This is a genomic window from Nocardioides sp. CF8, from assembly GCF_000389985.1.
Taxonomy (GTDB): Bacteria; Actinomycetota; Actinomycetes; order Propionibacteriales; family Nocardioidaceae; genus Nocardioides; species Nocardioides allogilvus.
Genome location: NZ_CM001852.1, coordinates 2,173,873 through 2,194,199, shown reverse-complemented (window position 1 = coordinate 2,194,199; position 20,327 = coordinate 2,173,873). Strand labels below are relative to the sequence as shown.

21 protein-coding genes are annotated in these 20,327 nt (G+C 70.6%); 16 read left to right on the top strand and 5 right to left on the bottom strand.

Annotation, left to right across the window (positions count from 1 at the left end; genetic code table 11):
- From CF8_RS20920 to CF8_RS10705, 7 genes are all read left to right on the top strand, one after another.
- On the top strand, positions 1 to 1,981 hold a 1,981-nt coding region (locus CF8_RS20920), incomplete at its 5' end, for an MCE family protein (RefSeq protein WP_010833143.1).
- Entirely contained in the window at positions 1,981 to 2,484 is a 504-nt protein-coding gene (locus CF8_RS10730; protein ID WP_010833142.1) for a hypothetical protein, read from the top strand. The genes CF8_RS20920 and CF8_RS10730, both read left to right, overlap by 1 nt.
- Positions 2,485 to 2,489: 5 nt before the next feature.
- Positions 2,490 to 3,176, top strand: coding sequence for a hypothetical protein (locus CF8_RS10725; RefSeq protein WP_036490744.1), 687 nt, complete (start codon positions 2,490 to 2,492; stop codon positions 3,174 to 3,176).
- 39 nt (positions 3,177 to 3,215) lie between these two features.
- Positions 3,216 to 4,181, top strand: coding sequence for an NAD(P)/FAD-dependent oxidoreductase (locus tag CF8_RS10720; protein ID WP_010833140.1), 966 nt, complete (start codon positions 3,216 to 3,218; stop codon positions 4,179 to 4,181).
- Positions 4,182 to 4,203: 22 nt separating this feature from the next.
- Complete coding sequence (locus tag CF8_RS10715) at positions 4,204 to 4,410, top strand: ferredoxin (protein WP_036490742.1); 207 nt, start codon at positions 4,204 to 4,206, stop codon at positions 4,408 to 4,410.
- Positions 4,407 to 5,315: a 3-oxoacyl-ACP reductase gene (locus tag CF8_RS10710; RefSeq protein ID WP_010833138.1), complete on the top strand. Its 909-nt coding sequence runs from the start codon at positions 4,407 to 4,409 to the stop codon at positions 5,313 to 5,315. The genes CF8_RS10715 and CF8_RS10710 overlap by 4 nt, the downstream gene beginning before the upstream one ends.
- A 9-nt stretch (positions 5,316 to 5,324) precedes the next feature.
- Positions 5,325 to 6,080: an SDR family NAD(P)-dependent oxidoreductase gene (locus CF8_RS10705; protein ID WP_010833137.1), complete on the top strand. Its 756-nt coding sequence runs from the start codon at positions 5,325 to 5,327 to the stop codon at positions 6,078 to 6,080.
- Positions 6,081 to 6,095: 15 nt separating this feature from the next.
- Here the strand turns inward: CF8_RS10705 and CF8_RS10700 are convergent, their stop codons facing one another.
- Complete coding sequence (locus tag CF8_RS10700; RefSeq protein ID WP_107705497.1) at positions 6,096 to 6,695, bottom strand: TetR family transcriptional regulator; 600 nt, start codon at positions 6,693 to 6,695, stop codon at positions 6,096 to 6,098.
- 157 nt (positions 6,696 to 6,852) lie between these two features.
- Here CF8_RS10700 and CF8_RS10695 point away from each other — a divergent pair, with 157 nt between their 5' ends.
- Genes CF8_RS10695 through CF8_RS10685 form a run of 3 tightly spaced genes read left to right on the top strand, consistent with a single transcriptional unit; the run spans position 6,853 to position 9,977 of the window.
- Positions 6,853 to 8,127: a glycosyltransferase family 4 protein gene (locus CF8_RS10695; RefSeq protein WP_036490739.1), complete on the top strand. Its 1,275-nt coding sequence runs from the start codon at positions 6,853 to 6,855 to the stop codon at positions 8,125 to 8,127.
- A complete protein-coding gene (locus CF8_RS10690; RefSeq protein WP_010833134.1) occupies positions 8,114 to 8,890 on the top strand; it encodes a class I SAM-dependent methyltransferase in 777 nt (258 codons plus the stop codon). Before CF8_RS10695 ends, CF8_RS10690 begins: the two co-directional genes overlap by 14 nt.
- Entirely contained in the window at positions 8,880 to 9,977 is a 1,098-nt protein-coding gene (locus tag CF8_RS10685; RefSeq protein WP_010833133.1) for a hypothetical protein, read from the top strand. The genes CF8_RS10690 and CF8_RS10685 overlap by 11 nt, the downstream gene beginning before the upstream one ends.
- Here CF8_RS10685 and CF8_RS10680 read toward each other — a convergent pair.
- Positions 9,948 to 10,592, bottom strand: coding sequence for a class I SAM-dependent methyltransferase (locus CF8_RS10680; protein ID WP_010833132.1), 645 nt, complete (start codon positions 10,590 to 10,592; stop codon positions 9,948 to 9,950). The genes CF8_RS10685 and CF8_RS10680 overlap by 30 nt on opposite strands.
- A 25-nt stretch (positions 10,593 to 10,617) precedes the next feature.
- On the opposite strand from CF8_RS10680, the gene CF8_RS10675 reads away from it, so the two are divergent.
- Both CF8_RS10675 and CF8_RS10670 read left to right on the top strand, forming a co-directional pair.
- Positions 10,618 to 12,675 carry an acyl-CoA dehydrogenase family protein gene (locus tag CF8_RS10675; protein WP_010833131.1) on the top strand — a complete coding sequence of 686 codons (2,058 nt, stop codon included), beginning with the start codon at positions 10,618 to 10,620 and terminating at the stop codon, positions 12,673 to 12,675.
- Entirely contained in the window at positions 12,672 to 13,709 is a 1,038-nt protein-coding gene (locus tag CF8_RS10670; protein ID WP_010833130.1) for a S66 family peptidase, read from the top strand. Before CF8_RS10675 ends, CF8_RS10670 begins: the two co-directional genes overlap by 4 nt.
- On the opposite strand, the gene CF8_RS10665 is transcribed toward CF8_RS10670, so the two are convergent.
- Positions 13,694 to 14,002: a hypothetical protein gene (locus CF8_RS10665; protein WP_036490735.1), complete on the bottom strand. Its 309-nt coding sequence runs from the start codon at positions 14,000 to 14,002 to the stop codon at positions 13,694 to 13,696. The genes CF8_RS10670 and CF8_RS10665 overlap by 16 nt on opposite strands.
- Positions 14,003 to 14,327: 325 nt before the next feature.
- Here CF8_RS10665 and CF8_RS10660 point away from each other — a divergent pair, with 325 nt between their 5' ends.
- The 4 genes from CF8_RS10660 to CF8_RS10645 all read left to right on the top strand — a co-directional run bounded on the left by CF8_RS10660 (position 14,328) and on the right by CF8_RS10645 (position 18,154).
- Entirely contained in the window at positions 14,328 to 15,170 is an 843-nt protein-coding gene (locus CF8_RS10660) for a hypothetical protein (RefSeq protein ID WP_036490733.1), read from the top strand.
- A 381-nt stretch (positions 15,171 to 15,551) separates the two neighbouring features.
- Positions 15,552 to 16,688: a glycosyltransferase gene (locus CF8_RS10655; protein ID WP_036490731.1), complete on the top strand. Its 1,137-nt coding sequence runs from the start codon at positions 15,552 to 15,554 to the stop codon at positions 16,686 to 16,688.
- 37 nt (positions 16,689 to 16,725) lie between these two features.
- Positions 16,726 to 17,616: a PII uridylyl-transferase gene (locus CF8_RS10650; RefSeq protein ID WP_010833125.1), complete on the top strand. Its 891-nt coding sequence runs from the start codon at positions 16,726 to 16,728 to the stop codon at positions 17,614 to 17,616.
- A 13-nt stretch (positions 17,617 to 17,629) separates the two neighbouring features.
- Entirely contained in the window at positions 17,630 to 18,154 is a 525-nt protein-coding gene (locus CF8_RS10645) for an RNA polymerase sigma factor (RefSeq protein WP_010833124.1), read from the top strand.
- Here the strand turns inward: CF8_RS10645 and CF8_RS10640 are convergent.
- Together CF8_RS10640 and CF8_RS10635 are read right to left on the bottom strand one after the other, a co-directional pair.
- Positions 18,128 to 18,964, bottom strand: coding sequence for a sigma-70 family RNA polymerase sigma factor (locus tag CF8_RS10640; RefSeq protein WP_010833123.1), 837 nt, complete (start codon positions 18,962 to 18,964; stop codon positions 18,128 to 18,130). The genes CF8_RS10645 and CF8_RS10640 overlap by 27 nt on opposite strands.
- Before the next feature lies 1 nt (position 18,965).
- Positions 18,966 to 20,261 (bottom strand): alpha/beta hydrolase, encoded by a 1,296-nt coding sequence (locus tag CF8_RS10635; protein ID WP_010833122.1) that lies wholly within the window; start codon positions 20,259 to 20,261, stop codon positions 18,966 to 18,968.
- Positions 20,262 to 20,327: the final 66 nt, after the last annotated feature.

Genomic DNA, 20,327 nt, shown 5'->3' with positions numbered 1-20,327 from the left:
CGCCGCGCCCGCCGATGCGGCCGGTCGGCTCTCGGACGGCGACCACATCCCGCTCGCCCAGACCGGCCGCAACCCCGAGGTCGAAGAGGTGCTCGGGGCGCTGTCCTTCCTGCTCAGCGGAGGCGGAGTCGCGCAGATCAAGACGATCAGCCAGGAGCTGAACGCGATGATGAGCGGCCGCTCCGACGAGCTTCGTGACGTGCTGAGCCAGGTCGAGTCCCTGGTGAGCGCGCTGAACGGCCAGAAGGACGACCTGATCACGGCCTTCCACTCGGTCAACGACCTGAGCAAGACCTTGGTCGAGGAGAAGAAGGTCATCGCTGACGCGCTCGACTCCATGGGCCCGGCGCTCGACGTGCTCAACGAGCAGCACGACGCGCTGGTGCGGATGCTGACGGAGCTGGACAAGCTCGGTGTGGTCGGCACCCGGGTCATCAACGCCACCAAGGACGACCTGATCTCCCAGCTGCGCCACCTCGAGCCGGTGCTGCGCAAGCTGGCCGACGTGGACGAGAACCTCATCCCCGGCCTGGTGTCGCTCGCCAGCTATCCCTTCCCGCTCGAGGCCGCGGACGTGATCAAGGGCGACTACGCCAACGTCGCGTTCCTGATGCAGATCAAGTTGACCCCGGTCTCCGACGGCGGCCTGATCCCGAGCACGCTGGAGGACCTCCAGCAGCTCTGCATCACGACGCCGCTGGCACCGTTGTGCACGCAGACCGACACCGCGGTCGAGGAGCTCTGCGGCAACGTCCCCGGCCTGCCGCTGTGCCGCCCCGGCCACGCTGGCGCGGGTCCCGGCCGCCCTGGACAAGTCGGCACTGAGAGGTGTGCGATGACCCGCGGCGTACGCATCCGGCTGATCGCCTTCATCGTGGTCAGCGCGCTGGGGATCCTCTACGTCTCGAGCAGCTACCTCGGTCTGGTCGACCGCGTCCTTGGCCGCGGCATCGAGGCCCACGTGACGCTGCCGACCTCCGGCGGGCTGTTCATCGGCTCCGAGGTCACCTATCGCGGCGTCAAGATCGGCAAGGTGTCCGACATGACGGTCACCGGCGACGGCCTCAACGTCGACCTCGCGCTCGACGAGGAGACCCGGCTGCCGGTCAACTCGCCGATGTACGTCCACAACCTCTCCGCGGTGGGCGAGCAGTACCTCGACTTCGAGCCGCCCGCCCGCAGCGGCCCGTTCGTGCAGGACGGCGACCGGCTCACCGGTGACGCCGGGTCGCTGCCCATCGGCGAGGACGTGCTGCTGCGTCACCTCAGCTCGTTGATCGGCTCGGTCGACAAGAAGAACCTCGGCACCGTCGTCGACGAGCTCGGCGACATGTTCCGCGACAACGCGACGCCCTTGCGCGCGCTCGTGGACAACGGCCAGGCGTTCATCCTGGAGGCCCGGGAGAACCAGGACGCCACCATCCGGCTGCTCGATGCGGCCCAGCCGGTGCTGGAGACCCAGGCGGCCAACAAGGAGAACATCCGCTCGTTCGCGCGCGACCTCGCCCTGCTCACCGACACGCTGGCGGCCTCCGACAAGGACGTGCGCAAGGTCCTGACCGAGGCGCCGGGCGCCGCCACCGAGGTGCAGGCGCTGGTCGAGGACCTGCGTGCGGTGCTGCCCGAGTTCCTCGTCAACACCGTCGAGGTGACCCGGGTGCTGGCCGAGCGCCGCGACGGCCTCGAGCAGCTCCTCGTCACCTTCCCGCGCCTGCTGGCGGCCGGCCCGTCGGCGCTGGCCGACCTCGACGGCCAGAAGTACGGCCGGGTCAACCTGAACCTCAACCAGGAGCCGCCGCCCTGCACCGACGGTTATCTCCCGGCGTCCGAGCGACGTTCACCCAACGAGACATCCTTCGTGGAGTTCTTCCCGGCGGAGTGCCGCAGCGGTGCGCCTGTCAATATGCGTGGCATGAAGTACGCACCGCCGCCCAGGCCCGTCCAGCAACGGGCCATCGACGTGATCACCGGGGCCAGCTGATGAACCTGCGACGTCTCAACCTCCTGCTGCTGGTGCTCGGGCTGGTGCTGGGCGCGACGCTGGCGGTGCTCCTCACCCGGGGCAGCGCGGCCCTGCCCGGCGAGACCGAGGCCGAGCAGCGGGGTCAGCAGTACGTCGAGGTCAGTCGGGCCGCGGCCGCGCAGGTCCAGGCCTTCCTCGCGATCGACCACGAGCAGGTCGACGAGCAGGCCCAGACCGTGCTCGACAGCGCGACCGGCGACTTCAAGCAGCAGTACGCCGACGAGCTGGACAGCCTCAAGCAGTCGGCCGAGGAGCAGCAGTCGACGGCGGTAGCGAGCGTGCTCGAGGTCGGGATCAGCGACATCGACGCGACGACCGCGAAGGTGTTCGTCGCGGCCAACACCGAGGTCACCAGCAAGTCGACCGCCGGCGAGGCGCGCACCGTGCCCTGGCGGATCCAGCTCGACATGGAGAAGGTCGATGGGCGCTGGCTCACCTCCGGCCTCCAGTTCGTGGGATGAGAGCGATGAAATCAGACGAGCGCACCTGCCCCTTCTGCGCCGAGACGATCAAGGCCGCGGCGATCAAGTGCCGCTACTGCCAGTCGGAGATCCCGCCGCCGGTGGAGGCACCGGAGCCCGAGCAGCCGGAACCGGAGCCGGAGGCGGAGCCGGAGACGACGACGAAGAAGACGTCAGGCATCCTCGGCAGTGCCTGGCTCGCGGCCGTCCTGACGGCGGTGGTCGTGGGACTGGCGGTCTTCACCGGTTTCACGGTCTACGACGCCCTCAACCCCCCGCAGGGTGCGACCCCCGAGAGCGGCCAGATCACCGACGAGGACGCCCGCACCGGGCTGCTCGTCGCGGCCGCCGACCTGAGCCAGCGGGTGCTGACCTACCACCACGACACCTTCGACCAGGACCTCGAGGTCGCGGCGGCACGGTTGACGCCGGCGTTCCGTGAGGAGTACGACTCAGCCATGGAGCAGGTGCGGGCCAACACCGAGAAGAACAAGATCTCCCAGGAGGCGACAGCCGTCTCCTCGGCGATCATCTCGGCGAGGGCCGACAAGGCGCAGGTGCTGGTGTTCGTCAACCAGGAGACGTCGTCGGCCAAGACCAAGGCCAACCAGCTGGTCCGCAACCGGCTCGTCGTCGATCTCGTGCGGGTCGACGGTGACTGGGCGATAGCGGGAGTCAACGCTCTCGGCTAGAGTAGAACGTGTTCTAGTGTCGGTCGGGAGGGAGTCGTTGTGCCGCAGGTCGATCTGCTCATCATCGGTGCGGGCCCGACCGGCCTGTTCTCGGCCTACTACGCGGGATTCCGCGGCCTGAGCGTCGCCGTCGTCGACTCGCTGCCCGAGCTGGGCGGCCAGATCACCGCGATGTATCCCGAGAAGGCGATCCTCGACGTCGCCGGCTTCCCCTCGGTCAAGGGCCGTGACCTGGTGGCCGGGCTGGTGGCCCAGGCCGACACCGCCAAGCCCGACTACTTCCTCGACCGCACCGCTGAGACGCTCGCCCACCAGGGCGACCGGGTCGTGGTGGGCCTCGACGACGGCACCCTGATCGACGCCGGCGCCGTGCTGATCACGGCCGGCATCGGCAAGTTCAGCCCGCGTGCGCTGCCCGCCGGGGAGGGCTGGGTGGGGCGCGGTCTCGAGTTCTTCGTGCCCAGCTTCGCGCCGTACCACGGCAAGGACGTCGTGATCGTCGGCGGTGGCGACAGCGCGTTCGACTGGGCCCAGCACCTCGAGCCGATGGCCAGCTCGGTGACGCTCGTGCACCGCAGGGACGCCTTCCGGGCACACGAGCGGACCGTCGCCGCGGTTCGTGACTCCTCGGTCGAGATCATCACCAAGGCCCAGGTCACCGCGCTGCGCGGCACCGACGGGGTCGAGGAGGTCGAGATCGTCGTCGACGGCGAGGAGCCCGTCGTCCGCCCGGCGCAGGCGGTCGTCGCCGCCCTCGGTTTCATCGCCGACCTGGGAGCCCTCCAGACCTGGGGCATCACCACCGACAAGCGTCACGTCGTCGTCGACTCCTCGATGCGGACCAACCTCGAGCGGGTCTTCGCCGCCGGCGACATCACCGAATATCCCGGCAAGGTCCGGCTGATCGCCGTCGGCTTCGGCGAGGCCGTCACCGCCGTCAACAACGCGGCCGTGGCGATCGACCCGTCCGCCCATGTCTTCCCCGGCCACTCCAGCGAAGGATGATTCACACGATGAAGGCAGCATCATGAAGGTCTTGGTCGACTTCGACCTGTGCGAGTCCAATGCCATGTGCGAGGCGCTGGCGCCCGAGGTGTTCGAGCTCGACGACGACGACTACCTCGTCGTGAAGAAGGAGCACGTCGGTCCCGAGGACCTCGACTCCGTCCGGCGTGCGGTGGCGTCGTGCCCCAAAGCCGCGATCTCGCTCCAGGAAGCACCCACGGACGGATGAGCCTCGAAGCCTCTGCCAATCTCGACGGCCGTGTCGCCGTCGTCACCGGCGCCGGCGCCGGTCTCGGCCGCGCCGAGGCGCTCGCCCTCGCCGACCAGGGCGCCCGGATCGTCCTCAACGACCTGCCCGGTGCAGCCGACGACGCCGCCGAGGAGATCCGGTCGCGTGGCGTCGAGGTGCGGATCGTCACCGGCGACGTGGGGGAGCGCAGCACCGCCGACGCGATGCTCGCGACCGCGCTCGGCGAGTTCGGCTCGCTCGACATCGTCGTCAACAACGCCGGCATCACCCGCGACAAGATGCTGTTCAACCTCAGCGACGAGGAGTGGGACCTCGTCCTCAAGGTGCACCTGCGCGGTCACTTCCTGCTGACCCGCAACGCCGCGGCGCACTGGCGGGCCCTCTCGAAGGAGACCGACGGACAGGTCTACGGCCGGATCATCAACACCGCGTCCGAGGCGTTCCTGTCCGGCTCGCCCGGCCAGGCCAACTACGCCGCGGCCAAGGCCGGCATCACCGCGCTGACGCTGTCGGCTGCCCGCGGGCTGGGCCGCATCGGCGTGAGCGCCAACGCGATCTGCCCCCGCGCCCGCACGGCCATGACGGAGGCCGTCTTCGGCGAGGACACGTCGGGCCAGGAGGTCGACCCCTACTCGCCCGACCACGTTGCCCCCTTCGTCGCCTACCTCGCCTCACCGGCCGCCGCGCGCATCACCGGCCAGGTCTTCGTCGTGTACGGCGGCATGGTGGCGCTGCTCGCGGCGCCGGTCGTCGAGCAGCGCTTCGACGCGTCCGCCGCCGCGTGGACGCAGGCCGATCTCGAGACCCAGCTCGGCGGCTACTTCGCCGACCGGGACCCCGCTGTCGGCTTCGCCGCCGACTCCGTCATGCAGCTGAAGATCTGAGAGGCACTCATGAGTCGTCTGACCGGCAAGGTCGCCATCGTCACCGGGGGAGCACAGGGGCAGGGGGAGGCGATCGTGCGCGCCTTCGCCGCCGAGGGAGCGTCGGTCGCGATCGCCGACATCAACGAGGCGGGCGGCCAGGCCCTCGCCGACGAGCTGGGGGACCGGGCCCACTTCACGCGCCACGACGTCTCCGACCCGGCCTCGTGGGCGGCCCTGGTGGCCGACACCGACGAGCGCTTCGGCCCGGTGGGCGTGCTCGTCAACAACGCAGGCATCCTCCGCTTCGGTGACATCGACAAGATGCCGCTCGCCGAGGCCCAGCTCGTCTGGGGCGTCAACCTGCAGGGCTGCTTCCTGGGCATGCAGGCGGTGACGCCCACGATGAAGCGCAACGGCGGTGGCTCGATCATCAACGCCTCCTCGGTCGAGGGGCTCGGCGGCATGGGGTCGCTGGTGGCCTACTGCGGCTCGAAGTGGGCCATCCGCGGGATGACCAAGGCCGCCAGCCACGAGCTCGCGCGCCGCAACATCCGGGTCAACTCGGTGCACCCGGGGATGATCGACACCCCGATGACCCAGGAGCACGGCGGGGACGCGGCGATGGAGTACGGCGCCACGAAGGTGCCGATGCGCCGCGTCGGGACCCCGGGCGACATCGCTCCGACCTACGTCTTCCTGGCCAGTGACGAGAGCAGCTACATCACCGGCGCCGAGATCGCGGTCGACGGGGGCGTCACCGCAACGCACGCCTTCGGCGGCTGAGCGGGCAGTCCGCGCTCAGCGCAGGATGAGGCGGACCGCGCGCTCCATGTGGGCCGCGGTCTCCTCGGCCGTGCTGCGACCGGTCACCCACGCGACGAGCGCGGAGAGCCAGACGTCGCCGATGACGCGCGCGATGGCGATGTCGTCGTCGCTGACCTCGTCGGTGCCGGGGTGCATGGCGCGGGTGAGCATGCGGGTCAGCAGCATGCCGACGGCGTGGATCTCCTGGGCTGCCGACTTGTCGGCGAACATGAACGCGCGGGTCAGCGCATCGGTCAGGTGCGGGTCGCCCTGCAGGCCGCGGGTGGTGCGCCGCAGCACCGAGATCACCCGGTCGGCCGGGGTGTCGCCGGAGATAGTGCGGGTGGCGAGGGTCGACTCGGCACGCTCGAACTCGCGGGCGAGGGCGGTGACCAGCAGGTGGATCTTGGAGGGGAAGTAGCGGTACAGGGTGCCGAGGGCGACGTCGGCCTGCTCCGCGACCGCACGCATCTGGACGGCGTCGAAGCCGCCCTTCGAGGCGAGTGCGATCGTGGCGTCGAGGATGCGCTCGCGGCGCTCACGCTGCGCGTTCGAGCCGATCTCGTCGCTCGCCACCGCGTTGGTGCTGCTCACCCATGCCTCCAAGTAGTCGTCTGTGACACGGTCTGTGACACGGGGCACAAGGCTGCATGGAACAGTCACCGAGCGTGCCCAGTTGAACACCCCGAGAAGGTTATCAACGGGTGAGACATAATAGGAACACGTTTCACTTCTAGAAAGGTCGCGGCGCGTGCGCATTGCATTGCTGTCCTACCGGAGCAAGCCACACTGCGGCGGCCAGGGGATCTACATCCGGCACCTGAGCCGAGAGCTCGTCAACCTCGGTCACGAGGTCGAGGTGTTCTCCGGTCAGCCCTACCCCGAGCTCGACGAGGGCGTGACGCTCACCAAGGTGCCGAGCCTCGACCTCTACCGCGAGCCTGACCCCTTCCGGACGCCGAGGCTCAGCGAGTTCCGCGACCTCATCGACGTCGAGGAGGTCCTGACGATGTGGACCGCCGGCTTCCCGGAGCCGAAGACGTTCAGCTCGCGCGTCGCGCGGTTGCTCAAGGACCGCGTCGACGACTTCGACATCGCCCACGACAATCAGGTCCTGGGCTACGGCATGCTCGAGATCGAGAAGATGGGGCTCCCGCTCCTGACCACGATCCACCACCCGATCACCTTCGACCGGCGCATCGACCTCGCCGCCGCCCCGACGCTGCGCAAGAAGCTCTCGCTGCGCCGGTGGTACGGCTTCTTGCGCATGCAGACGAAGGTCGCCCGCCAGGCGCGCACGATCCTCACGCCGTCGGACACCTCGGCGCGCGACATCGCCAAGGACTTCGGCGTCGACCCGGCCCGCATGGAGACCGTGCTGCTGGGCGTCGACGACGCGTTCGTGCCGCCGACCGTGGCGCGCGTCCCGGGCCGCATCCTCGCGATGGCCAGCGCCGACGCCCCGATGAAGGGCATCGCGACCCTGCTGGAGGCCTTCGCCAAGCTGCGCACCGAGCGCGATGTCGAGCTGCTGCTCGTGACCAAGCCCGAGCCGGGCGGTCGCACCGAGAAGCTGATCGACCAGCTCGGCATCGGCGAGCACGTCACCTTCGTCAACGGCGTCTCCCAGGAGGAGCTCGTCGCGGTGATGGGCTCCGCCGAGCTCGCCTGCGTCCCGTCGCTGTACGAGGGCTTCTCGCTGCCGACCGCCGAGCTGATGGCGTGCGAGACCCCGCTCGTCGTGTCCCGCGCCGGCGCCATCCCCGAGGTCGTCGGACCCGACGGGGAGTGCGCGATCCTGGTCACCCCGGGCGACGTCGGCGAGCTGGAGCTGGCGCTCCTGGAGCTCATCGACGACCCCGAGCGACGGGCCCGGATGGGCCGCGCCGGCCGCGAGCGGGTGCAGCGACTCTTCAGCTGGCGGGCCGTGGCCGCGGCCACCGCAGCGGCGTACGAACGAACGATCGACAGCTACCGTGCCGAGCACGCTGGCGCCACGAAGGAGAACATCAGTGCTGACCGTTGATTTCGACCGCCTGGGCCTGCGCCCCGGCGACCGGGTGCTGGACATGGGCTGCGGTGCGGGTCGCCACGCCTTCGAGATGTACAAGCGTGGCGCCGACGTCATCGCCTTCGACCAGGACGCCGATGAGCTCGCGACCGTGCGCGAGTGGTTCGGCGCGATGAAGGAGGCCGGCGAGGTGCCGGACGGCGCCGAGGCGGACACCAAGGAGGGCGACGCGCTCGCCCTGCCGTTCGCCGACGGCGAGTTCGACCGCATCGTCGCGGCCGAGGTGCTCGAGCACATCCACCACGACGTCGACGCGATCAAGGAACTGGTCCGGGTGCTGCGTCCCGGCGGCACGCTGGCGATCTCGGTGCCGCGCTGGCTGCCCGAGGTCATCAACTGGAAGCTCTCCGACGACTACCACAACGCCGAGGGCGGCCACGTCCGGATCTACACCGACCACGAGCTGGTCGACAAGGTCACCAAGGCCGGTCGGTTCAACGACGGCACGCCCGGCGACGCGATGGTCTTCGAGGGCAAGGGCTATGCGCACGGACTTCACTCGCCGTACTGGTGGATCAAGTGCGCCGTCGGTGTCACCAACGACAAGCACCCGCTGGCGAAGGCCTACCACAAGCTGCTGGTGTGGGAGATCATGAAGAACCCCAAGGCGCTGCAGGTGGCCGGCAAGGTGCTCGACCCGATGATCGGCAAGAGCATGGTGCTCTACTTCCGCAAGCCGGAGACGGCCGTCGACTCCGCCTCGAGCGATGCGGCCTGAGGACGTCCTGGCTGGTGTCCTGACGCTCGCCCAGGTCGAGGAGACTGCAGCGTCCATCGCGGCCATGCAGGAGCCCGACGGGGCGATCCCGTGGACTGTCGGTCAGCACACCGACGTCTGGAACCACGTCGAGTCGGCGATGGCGCTGCTCGTCGGCGGTCAGGTGGAGGCCGCCGAGCGCGCCTACGACTGGACCGTCGCGACCCAGCGCGCCGACGGCTCGTGGCCGATGAAGATCGTCGCCGGCGAGATCGAGGACCACTCCGGCGAGACCAACATGTCCGCCTACCTCGCGGTCGGCGTCTGGCACCACTGGCTGATCCGGCGCGACGAGGAGTTCGTCCGCCGCATGTGGCCGACCGTGCGGCGCGGCCTCGACTGGGTCGTCGGCATGCAGCTGCGCTTCGGTGGCATCGCCTGGTCGCAGGAGTGGGCCGACGGCTCTCCCGCGAAGGTCAACGCCGACGCGCTGCTGGCCGGTTCCTCGAGCATCTACCAAGCGCTGCGCGCGGGCGTGGCGCTCGCCGACCTGCTCGACGACCCGCAGCCGGAGTGGGAGCTCACCGGCGGCCGGCTCGGCCACGCGCTGCGTGAGCACCGCGACCTCTTCCTCGACAAGTCCGAGTTCTCGATGGACTGGTACTACCCGGTCCTGGGCGGTGCCGTCCGCGGCGACGCGGCGCGCGAGCTGATCGACTCGCGCTGGGACACCTTCGTCGAAGCGGGGCTCGGCATCCGCTGCGTGTCCCGCAATCCGTGGGTCACCGGCGCGGAGACCTGTGAGCTGGTGCTCGCGCTGGATGCCATCGGCGACCGGCAGCGAGCGCTGCAGCTGCTCGCGGACATGCAGCACCTGCGCGCGGAGGACGGCAAGTACTGGACCGGCTACGTCTTCCCCGAGGGCGTCAACTGGCCGGGGGAGCACACGACGTACACCGCTGCGGCCGTGATCCTGGCCGTCGACGCGCTCTCGCAGCTGACCGCGGGTGGCGACATCATGCGCGGCACCTCGCTGGCGGCCGACTTCGACGAGCTGGCGCTCGAGTGCGGCTGCGCGTCAGCCGACCGGGTCGCCCGCATCTCCTGAGGTCCGCTCCAGCACCCGCATCGAGCCCAGCGCCTCCACCTCGGTGAAGGCGCCGCTCTCGAGCGCCGGGAGATAGATCTGCTCGTACGGCGGTCGCCCGCCGTCCGCAGGGTCGGGGAAGACGTCGTGGATGACCAGCAGTCCGCCGCGCTGGACCCAGCGCACCCAGCCGTCGTAGTCGGCGCGGGCCGGCTCTGCGCCGTGGCCGCCGTCGATGAACAGCAGCGCCAGCGGCGTACGCCAGTGCCGGGCGACCGTGGCGGACGTCCCGATCACGGCGACGACCTGGTCCTCGAGCCCCGCGTCCTCGATGGTGCGGCGGAAGAACGGCAGGGTGTCCATCCGGCCGGTGCGCGGGTCGACGAGGCTGGTGTCGTGGTGCTCCCAGCCCGCCTGGTTCTCCTCCGAGCCGTGGTGGTGGTCGACGGTGAAGACGGTGCCGCCGGCCTCGCGGGCCGCGGCGCCGAGGTAGACCGCCGACTTGCCGCAGTAGGTGCCGACCTCGAGCAACGCTCCCTGGCCCGCCTGCTGGCGTCCGTAGCGGTGGAGCAGCAGCCCCTCGTCCTCGGGCATGAAGCCCTGGGCAGCGCGCGCGTGCTCCAGCCAGTCAGTCACGGGGCGAGACACTAGTATGTAGAACATGTTCTACTCGCTGGGCATCTCCGCCGACCACGTCGAGCTGGGCGCGAGCCTGCGGTCCTGGGCGGCGTCCATCACGCCGATCGACGCGGTGCGCGCGGCCGAGGCGGACCCTGGCGCGGCCTTCGACGACGTCTGGTCCGCCCTGACGTCGATGTCCGTGCCGACGATCGGTCTCCCCGAGTCCTCGGGTGGAGGCGGGGGGAGCGCGCTCGACGTCGCGGTCGCGCTCGAGGCGTGCGCCTACTCGCTCGTCCCGGGCCACTTGTTGGGTACGGCGATCGCGGCGGCCGTGCTGCCCTCGTCCTTCGCCCCGGAGCTGGTGTCGGGCGCGCGCGTCGCCGTGGGGCTCGATGACGTCGTGCTCGACGCTGTGGGGGCAGACCTGTTCCTGCTGCCGACCGCCGACAGCTACGTCGTGTCGTCGTCGGCGGTGGTCACCCCCGGTGCGCCGGTCCTCGACCTGTCCCGTCGCGTGGGGACGGCGTCGTCGGCCTCCGGCACGCCGGTGCCGCTGGAGGGTGAGCTGCTCCGGCGCACGCTCGTCACGTTCGCGGCCGCCGAGGCGGCCGGGGTGGCTCGCTGGTGCCTGGACACGGCGGTCGGGTACGCGAAGGTGCGCGAGCAGTTCGGCGCGAAGATCGGGTCCTTCCAGGCGATCAAGCACCTGTGTGCGGAGATGCTGGAGACGGTCACCTCGATCGAGGCGGTCGCGTGGGACGTCGCTTCCGTGGCGTTCGGCTCCGACGACGAGCAGTGGGCCTTCGCCGCCGATGTCGCCGCCACCGTGGCCTTCGACGGCGCGGTCCGGGTCGCCCAGGACTGCATCCAGGTGCTCGGCGGGATCGGCTACACGTTCGAGCACGACGCACACCTCTACCTGCGCCGCGCGCTGTCCCTGCAGGCGCTGGTCGGGTCGTCGGACCGAGCGGCCGCCCGGGTGTGCGACCGCGCCACGGCGGGTGTGCGACGCAGGCTTGAGGTGGACCTCGACGGCCGGGATGCATCGGTCCGGCCGTCGATCCGCTCCCTGGTCGGGTCGGTCTCCGCGGACCACCCGCGGGAGGGCCTGGTGTCGACCGGCCTGCTGATGCCGCACTGGCCGGCGCCGTACGGACTGGGGGCGGACGCCGTGACCCAGCTCGTCGTGGACCAGGAGCTCGCCGCTGCCGACATCACGCGGCCGGACCTGAAGATCGCCGGGTGGGCGGTGCCGACGATCCTGGCGCACGGCACCGACGAGCAGCGCGAGCGGTTCGTCCGGCCGTCGCTGCTCGGGGAGATCACGTGGTGCCAGCTGTTCTCCGAGCCGGGTGCCGGCTCGGACCTCGCGTCGCTGCGCACGCGCGCGGTGCGTGACGGATCCGGTTGGAGGCTGACCGGGCAGAAGGTGTGGACCTCGCTGGCACAGGACGCGCAGTGGGCGATCTGCCTCGCGCGCACCGACCCGGACGCGCCGCAGCACAAGGGGATCACCTACTTCCTCGTCGACATGACCAGCGAGGGCATCGACATACGGCCGCTGCGCGAGCTGACCGGGGATGCGTTGTTCAACGAGGTGTTCCTCGACGACGTGTTCGTGCCGGACGAGCTCGTCGTCGGCGCTCCGGGCGACGGCTGGAAGCTCGCGCGCACCACGCTGTCCAACGAGCGGGTGGCGATGGCGGGGCACCGGCTGGGCGTTAGCGTCGAGGGCTGCGTGGCCGCCGTCGGCGCCGACCCGCTGGACCGGGTGCGCGTCGGGCGGCAGGTCGCGCTCGCGACGGTGTGCGCGTTGCTCGGGGTGCGGACGACGTTGAAGGCACTGGCCGGCGCCGCATCCCAGGGGCAGGGGCCGGGTGCGGAATCGAGCGTGGCCAAGCTGCTGGGCGTCCGCAACCGGCAGGAGGCCTCGGCGTTGTTGGTGGAGCTGCTCGGTCCCACCGTGCTTCTCGGCGGTGCCGAGGCGGAGGCCGCCGTGCACGAGATGCTGGTGACGCGCTGCCTCTCCATCGCGGGCGGCACGACGCAGATCCTGCGCAACGTTGCGGCGGAAAGGGTCCTAGGCTTGCCCAGGTGACCGTCGTGCTGCCGCCGCCCGTCCAGCCCGGTGACCGGATCGCGGTCGTGTCACCGTCATGGTGTGGCCCGGAGGTCTTTCCGGACCTCCACGAACAGGCGCTCGGACGTCTTCGCGAGCTTGACCTCGAGCCCGTCGAGTTTCCGTTCACCCGAGTCCAGGGCACGGCTGCCGAGCGGGCATCGGACCTGATGGCCGCCTTCGAGGACGACTCCATCGCCGCGGTGATGGCCACCATCGGCGGCGACGACCAGATCACCGTGCTGCGCCACCTCGACCCGGACCGGATGCTCGCGAACCCGAAGCGGTTCCTTGGCTACAGCGACAACACGAACCTCTCCAACTGGCTGTGGTTCCACGGTGTCGGCGGCGTGTACGGCGGCTCGACCTCCGTCCACCTCGGCCCCGGTCCCGGCGTCGACCCGCTGCACCTGCAGTCGCTGCGCGCCGCCTTGTTCGGCGGCTCACTGACTCTCGTCCCGCCGGAGCGGACCCGCGACTTCGGCCTCGACTGGGCATCGCCGGCAGCGCTGGTCGACGTGGCACCGGACTGGCCGGCCTCGCCCTGGGTGTGGTCGGGGCCGTCACGCTCGGTGACCGGAGCCGTGTGGGGCGGCTGTCTGGAGAGCGTCGAGATGACACTCGCGGTCGGTCGCTGGATGCATCCCGTGTCGACGTACGACGGATGCGTGCTCGCCTTGGAGGCCTCCGAGGAGATGCCGTCCGCGTCCCAGTGCTTCCGGATGCTGCGCAACCTGGGGGAGCGAGGCATCCTCGGCGCCGCTTCCGCGCTGTTGTGGGGTCGACCGCCGGTGACGTCGCGTGAGGCCCCGAAGACCGAGGCCGAGATCGCCGTCGCGGTCGCCGAGCGGCACGAAGCCGTCCTGGCGGCCGTCGCGGACTACAACCCCGAGCTCGTCGTCGTCCTCGACGTGGACTTCGGACACACCCAACCGCAGCTGCTGTTGCCCTACGGCGGCCGCGTCACCGTGGACGGAGCGCAGCGGGAGATCACGGCTCACTTCACCGGATAGAGGTCGACGCCGCGGGGCGCGGAGAAGATCATCTCGGCCAGGTCGGGGTCGAGTCGACGAGTGCCGGTGTGGTCGCGCAGGTAGTAGCGGCCTCGGGGTGTTCGCCAGAGGTAGCGGCCGGGGCCGGCTTGTCGGCACTGGTAGCCCCCGAAGGTCTTCCAGCGGTGATGGGCCCGCCGCAGTGGCCCGGAGTTGTGGGTGCCGGTCTGCCCGGGCGGTCCGTGCTTGTCGTAGGGCGTGGGGTGGTCGTAGTCGACCCTGAGCCTGGCGCCCGGTGGGGCGTGGGGGAACACGTCTCCACCGCTGAGGTGCCAAATGTGGTCCTTGAGCCGATCGGGGTGCTCGTAGTCGTTGATCCGGATCCGGCCGTTGAGGTCGCGGACGGGCTGCAGGCTGATGTCTGCGTGGCCGAGGAGGTCGGCGAGGTGCTGGACGAGCGTCGGCCCGAGCTCCTCGATCCGCGCGAGGCCGCTGCTGCTCTGGAGGGCGGAGTCGGTGAGATGGACGTGAACGACGGCCTTGGGACGCAGGGAGGCGAGCTGGCGACAGCTGAGCGCAGCAAGACCGGCGAGGGTCTGTTCCAGGTGGGCGGGTGCCCAGACCGGTCGGCTGTCTGCCGTGATCGGGCCCGTCCGTCTCCGGCTCGGTGTGGTCGAGGAGCAGCTGCAGGAGGTCGGCGGGACGAGCCAGCCAGCCGAAGGCCATGGCGCGCAGCTCGTCGCGGTTGTGGTCGTGGCCGTGGGTGGTGGCGAGGATGTCGGCGACGCGGTCGACCGTTGCGTCGATCCAGACAGCCTCGCCGGCGCTGACCCGCGCGATGACATTGCGCAGGCCGGACTCGTCAGCCCGGGACAGGGCGACATAGCGGTGGCGGGCTTCGAACTCGAGGCGGTCCTGCTCGTGCTGCGGGTCTGCCTCGATGGTCTTGGCACGAGCGAGGTCGAGCACGACCGCTGGTGCGTCGCCTGCGATGGCCACTGCCACGGCCCGGTCGACGGTCCCGACCACAGCCGCGGCGAGGTGGCGCGAGACGACGGCGACCTTGCGGGCGACCCATGGCTCGCACTCGAGCGCCATCACGACGGCGAAGGTGAGGGGGAGCCGGTGGCGCAGGTCGAGGATGTCGGCGATCGCGGCCCGGGTCGTGGCGTGGTGGGTCTGGCGGGCGAAGGCGAGCTCGGCGACGGAGTATTCGCGCAGCGACGGCGTCCCGTCGCCGCCGGGCTGGACCATCTTCTCCCGCGCGTGCGCGGGGAGGTCGGGGTCGTGCACCGGCGGGTCGGAGTGCAGGTCGGCCCAGTGTGCGACCACCAGGAGGTCCTCGACCTCCGCGAACCGCCGAGCGCGCGTCGACGACTCCGCCAGGGACAAGGTGACATCGGCGTCGCAGGCATCGAGCCCAGCCCCGGGAATGGGACCCAGGGTGGTGTCGATCGCGGCGGTGATCATGTCTCATTGTAGATCGAACGGGTGAGCGAAAACAAGAGCCAATCGTCATATGTGCGCAGGTCAGAGGCCGTGAAAGGATTGCGGGCGTGCGCGCATGTTGCACCCGCCGGGGCCTTTCCCACCCTAGAGGCGACCACCGACATGCCGCCGCAGTCGCCGTTCGGTCCGCCCGCAGCGGCATGTCCGCGGGCTCCGACTCGCAGATCGACTCACAATGTCGTGGTGACCGACCACTCGAGCGACGCCCAGGCCGTACTCGTCGTCCTTGCAGAACTGCCCGGGACCGGCAAGACCGCGGACAAGCGCGAACATCGCCGCAGGGTGGCAGCGTGCCTGGCTCACCCAGAACTTGCCGGCCTCGCCAGCGCAACGCACCGTCCAGGCTGAGACATCATGCGACTCCTCGTCACCTTCGTCGGCGGCCTCGGCCACTTGGCTCCGCTCCGCCCGCTGGCACGCGCGGCACGCGCGGCCGGGCATGAGGTGGCGATCGCGGGGTCCGGGGGTCTGGTCCCGCGGATCCAGAATGCCGGGTTCACCGCCTTCGCCACCAGCCCGATGGTGCATCACGACCCGGCGCCTCCGAGCCAGACCCGCAAGCCACTCGAGGTGATGGATGCTCGCGCGGCTACGATCGAGTTCGCCGACAACTTCGCCGAGCGAGGCGCACGTCGTATGGCACTGGCCATGCCGGACGTCATCCGCGCTTTCCGGCCCGACCTCGTGCTGCGCGACGAGACCGACCTGGGTACGACGATTGCCGCCGAGCTTCTCGACGTGCCCGTCGCCACCCACCTCGTGCTCGCCGCGGGCCTGTTGATCCGACCGGAACTTGTCGCCCCGCGCCTCGACGCCCTTCGCGCCGAGCACGGGTTGCCACCGGACCCTGCGCTGACCCGACTGACCTCAGGGCTGGTGCTCACCGATGCGGCGCCCTCGTTCCGGAGTCCGAAGTCGCCGTTGCCGATGAGGCCGACTCCGTACAACTCCTTCGACACGCCCAGGGCGTCCGCGCGCGCTGACCGACCGGGCATCTACGTCACTCTGGGCACCATCTTCAACCATGCATCGGGGGACCTCTTCGAGCGCCTTCTGGCGGGGCTCGCCGACCTCGATGTGGACGTCGTGGCGACCGTCGGAGAAGGGACCGACCCCGCCGACCTCGGGCCCCAGCCGACGCACGTGCGTGTGGAACGATTCCTGCCGCAGAGAGAGGTCCTCCCAGCCGTCGACCTCGTCATCTCGCACGGTGGCTCGGGGAGCCTGATGGCCACGCTCGCCCACGGACTCCCGTCCCTGCTTCTGCCGCTCGGCGCGGATCAACCGCACAACGGGATGCGCGCTGTTGAGCTGGGCGTGGCCGCGACCCTCGACGCAGCCACAGTCACGTCCGAGGAGGTCGGGGCACGCGCCCGCGAGCTCCTCGCCGACGAAGCTGTGCGGGCGCGGTGCGTCGCTGTCGCCGACGAGTGGAGGGAACTCCCCGGTCCGTCCGTCGCGGTCGCCGCCCTGGAAGGGGCTGCTTCTTAGACGTGCTGTGTAACGCGCCGACATGTACGGGTGAAGGATGTCGCCGACCCAGCTGGAGGACCCCATGCCCAACCCGTCGTGGACCGACGACCACTCACGCCTGGTCGCCGAGGCAGCACCGCCGGTCGGGGAGCCGGCTGACGCCGAGGTGGATCGGGTCTGGAACCTGGTCGCCGCACGCAGGGCGACGAGCACGCCCGCGCGACGATCACGCCGGCGGATGGCGGTGGGTGCCGGTGTGGCGGCGATCGTCCTCGGCGCTTCGGGTGTCGCCGCAGCGGACATGTGGCACGCGCGGACGGGTGTCCAGCAGACCGACGCCGAGAGCATCCGGCTGGGCGGACCGGGCGAGCTGATCGACCCGCGGGGCGCCGACTACGAGCAGGTCCTCCGCGAGGAGATGGCCGACATCCCCTTCCCCTCGGACGAGGCGCGCGACATCGCGGTGGCGGACCAGGTGAAGTTTGCCCTCCGGGACGCGGAGAGCATGCGCATCGCGCAGTCCCGTGGCGATGAGGACTGGCGCAGTGTGCAGATCACCGGAGGCATGCGCGCCGAGGCGGCTCGCGCGGCCCTGTGTGCCTGGTCGAACAGCTGGGCCGGGGCCACGACAGCGGGCGACGACAGCGCCCGCGCCGCGGCGATCGAGGTCATCGAAGGGGCCCCGTCCTGGCCGGCCATCACGGACGTCGACGCCGACCAGACGATCACGCCGAAGAAGATGTGGGTGACCGACGAGCACGGGAGCACCCGGCGGCAGGCCTACTTCGACACCACCCCGTTCGGCTGGCTCCCGCTCGTGGTCACGGCTGCGGGTGGACGCGACCTCGAGGCGATGGGCCGGCCGTTCGCAGAGCACACGCGCTGCATCCCCGAGCTGGTGCCCGACCTGCCCGCCGCCGTACCCGCCGCCTTCCGGGTCCAGTGACATGGGTCGTTCCGTGACGGAGCAGGAGTTCGAGGAGCTCTACCGCGCGACAGTCGGCGACCTCATCGCCTACCTGCGGCGCCGCGGCGCCTCGGACGCCGAGAACGTGGCGGCGGAGGTCTATGCGATCGCATGGCGTCGCCGTACGGACCTCCCCGCACCGATGCTGCGACGGGCATGGCTCTTCGGCGCGGCCGCGAAGGTGATGCAGGCGGAGCACCGGCGGAGGGTGCGGGAGCGTGAGGCGGGAGCAGAGCACGCGCGGCTGGACGGGGCCACGCCCGACGACGCGCAGAGCACCACCACCGAGACCATGGTGGCCGCGATCGGCCGGCTGTCGCCCGGCCACCAGGAGGTCCTGCGGCTCATCGAGTGGGAGCGCCTGACGCCTGCCGAGCTGGCGACAGCCCTGGGTGTGCGTGCCGGTACGGCGCGGGTGCGCCTGCACAGGGCACGGATGGCCCTGGCTGCTGACCCGGCCGTGCGGGCCCTGGTCGAGGAGGGCAGCTCCTCACACCTTCTCGAGCACCATCCCTGAGAGCACCTCGGGGTCGGAGAGCATGTCGATCGCCACGATCAAGTCGTCGACGATCGTGAAGTCGAAGACGACCTTGGCCTCGCCGCGCAGCATCCACGCAGCGCCCGCGAGCCCGTCGACGATGGTGAGGAACGCGGACTGGGCGCCGCCGTTGAAGCGGTTGGCGACGTCCTGGGGGCCGACGAGCAGCGGGACCGGGCCGCCCATGGCGACCGTGGCGGCGTCGGCCCGCAGCACGACCGACGGGTCGAGGAGCGCGAGCAGGGAGTCGAACTCGCCGGCGCGCGCGGCCTTGAGGAAGGCGTCGACGACCTCGCGCCCGGGAGCGGTGGCGGGCGTGGTGCCGCGGATCCGGCGTCGGGCTCGGGAGGCGAGCTGGCGGGCGGCGGCGGGGGAGCGGTCGAGCATCTCGGCGATCTCGTCGAAGGAGACCGCGAACAGGTCGTGCAGGACGAAGGCGACGCGCTCGGGCGGGTTCAGCTCGTCGAGCACTGCCTGCATCGCACCGCCCACCGCCTCGGCGACCACGGCATCGTCCTCGGGCGTGGGCGAGGTGTCCGGCCGTTCGAGGTGGGTGTCGACGAGGTCCTCGCGCCGCGCCGTACGGGACCGGAGCTGGTCGAGGCAGAGGCGGCTCACGACCGTCGTCAGCCAGCCGCGGAGGTTGTCGACGTCGGAGGTGTCGCTGCGCGAGTAGCGCAGCCACGCCTCCTGGACCGCGTCCTCGGCGTCACCGCCGGGACCGAGGATCCGCGTCGCGACGGCGGTCAGGTGGCTGCGGTGGTCTTCGAAGCTGTCGAGTGTGTCCATGTCACGTTGACGGACCAGCCGTGTCGGATGTGACCGTGTCGTCGACCTCGTGGTCGACGGGGAGACCGGCTCGCCAGCTGTTCCAGTGCCACCCGAGGTAGCGCTCGATGCCGCGGACGACGTGGGCCGAGCGGATCGAGGGGAAGATGTCGAAGGCGTGCTGCGCGCCGGGCAGCTCGGCATAGACGACGGACTTCGTCGAGACACGGCGCAGCTTCTCGACGAACGCGCGGGCCTGGCCGACGTCGACGAGCGTGTCGCTCGCGCCGTGGATCACGAAGAAGTCGGGCTCGTCGCCGTCGAGGCGCAGGAGGGGCGAGGCCGCCTCGAAGGCGTCCGGGTCGTCCTCCCACGTCGTCTTGAAGACCCGCGGTGCGAGGAAGCCGTCGCGCATGGCCTTCGCGCTGCGCAGGCCGGTCGAGCCGGCGAGGTCGTAGACGCCGTAGTGGGGCACCGCGGCCTGGACGCTCGTGTCGGCGTCCTCGAAGCCGGGCTGCCACTCCTTGGCGTTGGGCGTGACCGCGACCAGCGCACACAGGTGGCCGCCGGCCGAGCCGCCGGTGATGACGATGTAGTCGGGGTTGCCGCCGTACTCGGCGATGTGCTCCTTGATCCAGGCGATCGAGCGCTTCACGTCGATGACGTGCGCGGGGAAGGGATCGCGCGGCGCGAGGCGGTAGTTGATCGCCACGCACACCCACCCGCGCTGGGCCATGTGCTGCATCAGCGGGATGCCCTGCTGGTCCTTGGTGCCGATCGTCCAACCACCGCCGTGGACCTGGAGGAGCACGGGTGCGCCGGCGAGCTGCTCGCCCGCCGCCGGTCGGTAGATGTCGAGCATGGAGCGACGGCCGAACTCGGCGTAGGCGATGTCCTTCTCGACCCGGACCGCCCGGTCCGTGAAGCGGAACGGGTTGACGAGCTTGCGCCATGGCGTCGCCAGGTCGGCCGGGGTGGGCGCGGCGTCGAGCTGCTCGACGTAGTCGACGCCGAGGCCCTCCACGAGCGCGTCCTCGACCTGGTCCTTGACCTGCTGGGACTGCCGGATGATGTGCGCCAGCCCGGCCGTGCTCGCCGCCGCCAGGCCGAGGCCGACCCGGGTGCGGGCGCCCGAGCGCTTCGTGGGACGCAGCTGGGCCGCCGAGTCGACCGCCGTGAGGGTCAGCATCTGGGGGGCCAGCTCACCGAAGAGCCAGCCCGCGAAGAAGGCGGGGACGCCGGCACGCGGTCCCGTCACGGGTCGCAGGGCGTTGGCGGTCAGGGCGGCCACGATGGCCTGGCGTCGCAGATAGCTCACGTACCGATGGTATCCGTCACAGGCCCGGAACTAGAACGTGTTCACGTCGTTGTCACGACATGCCGA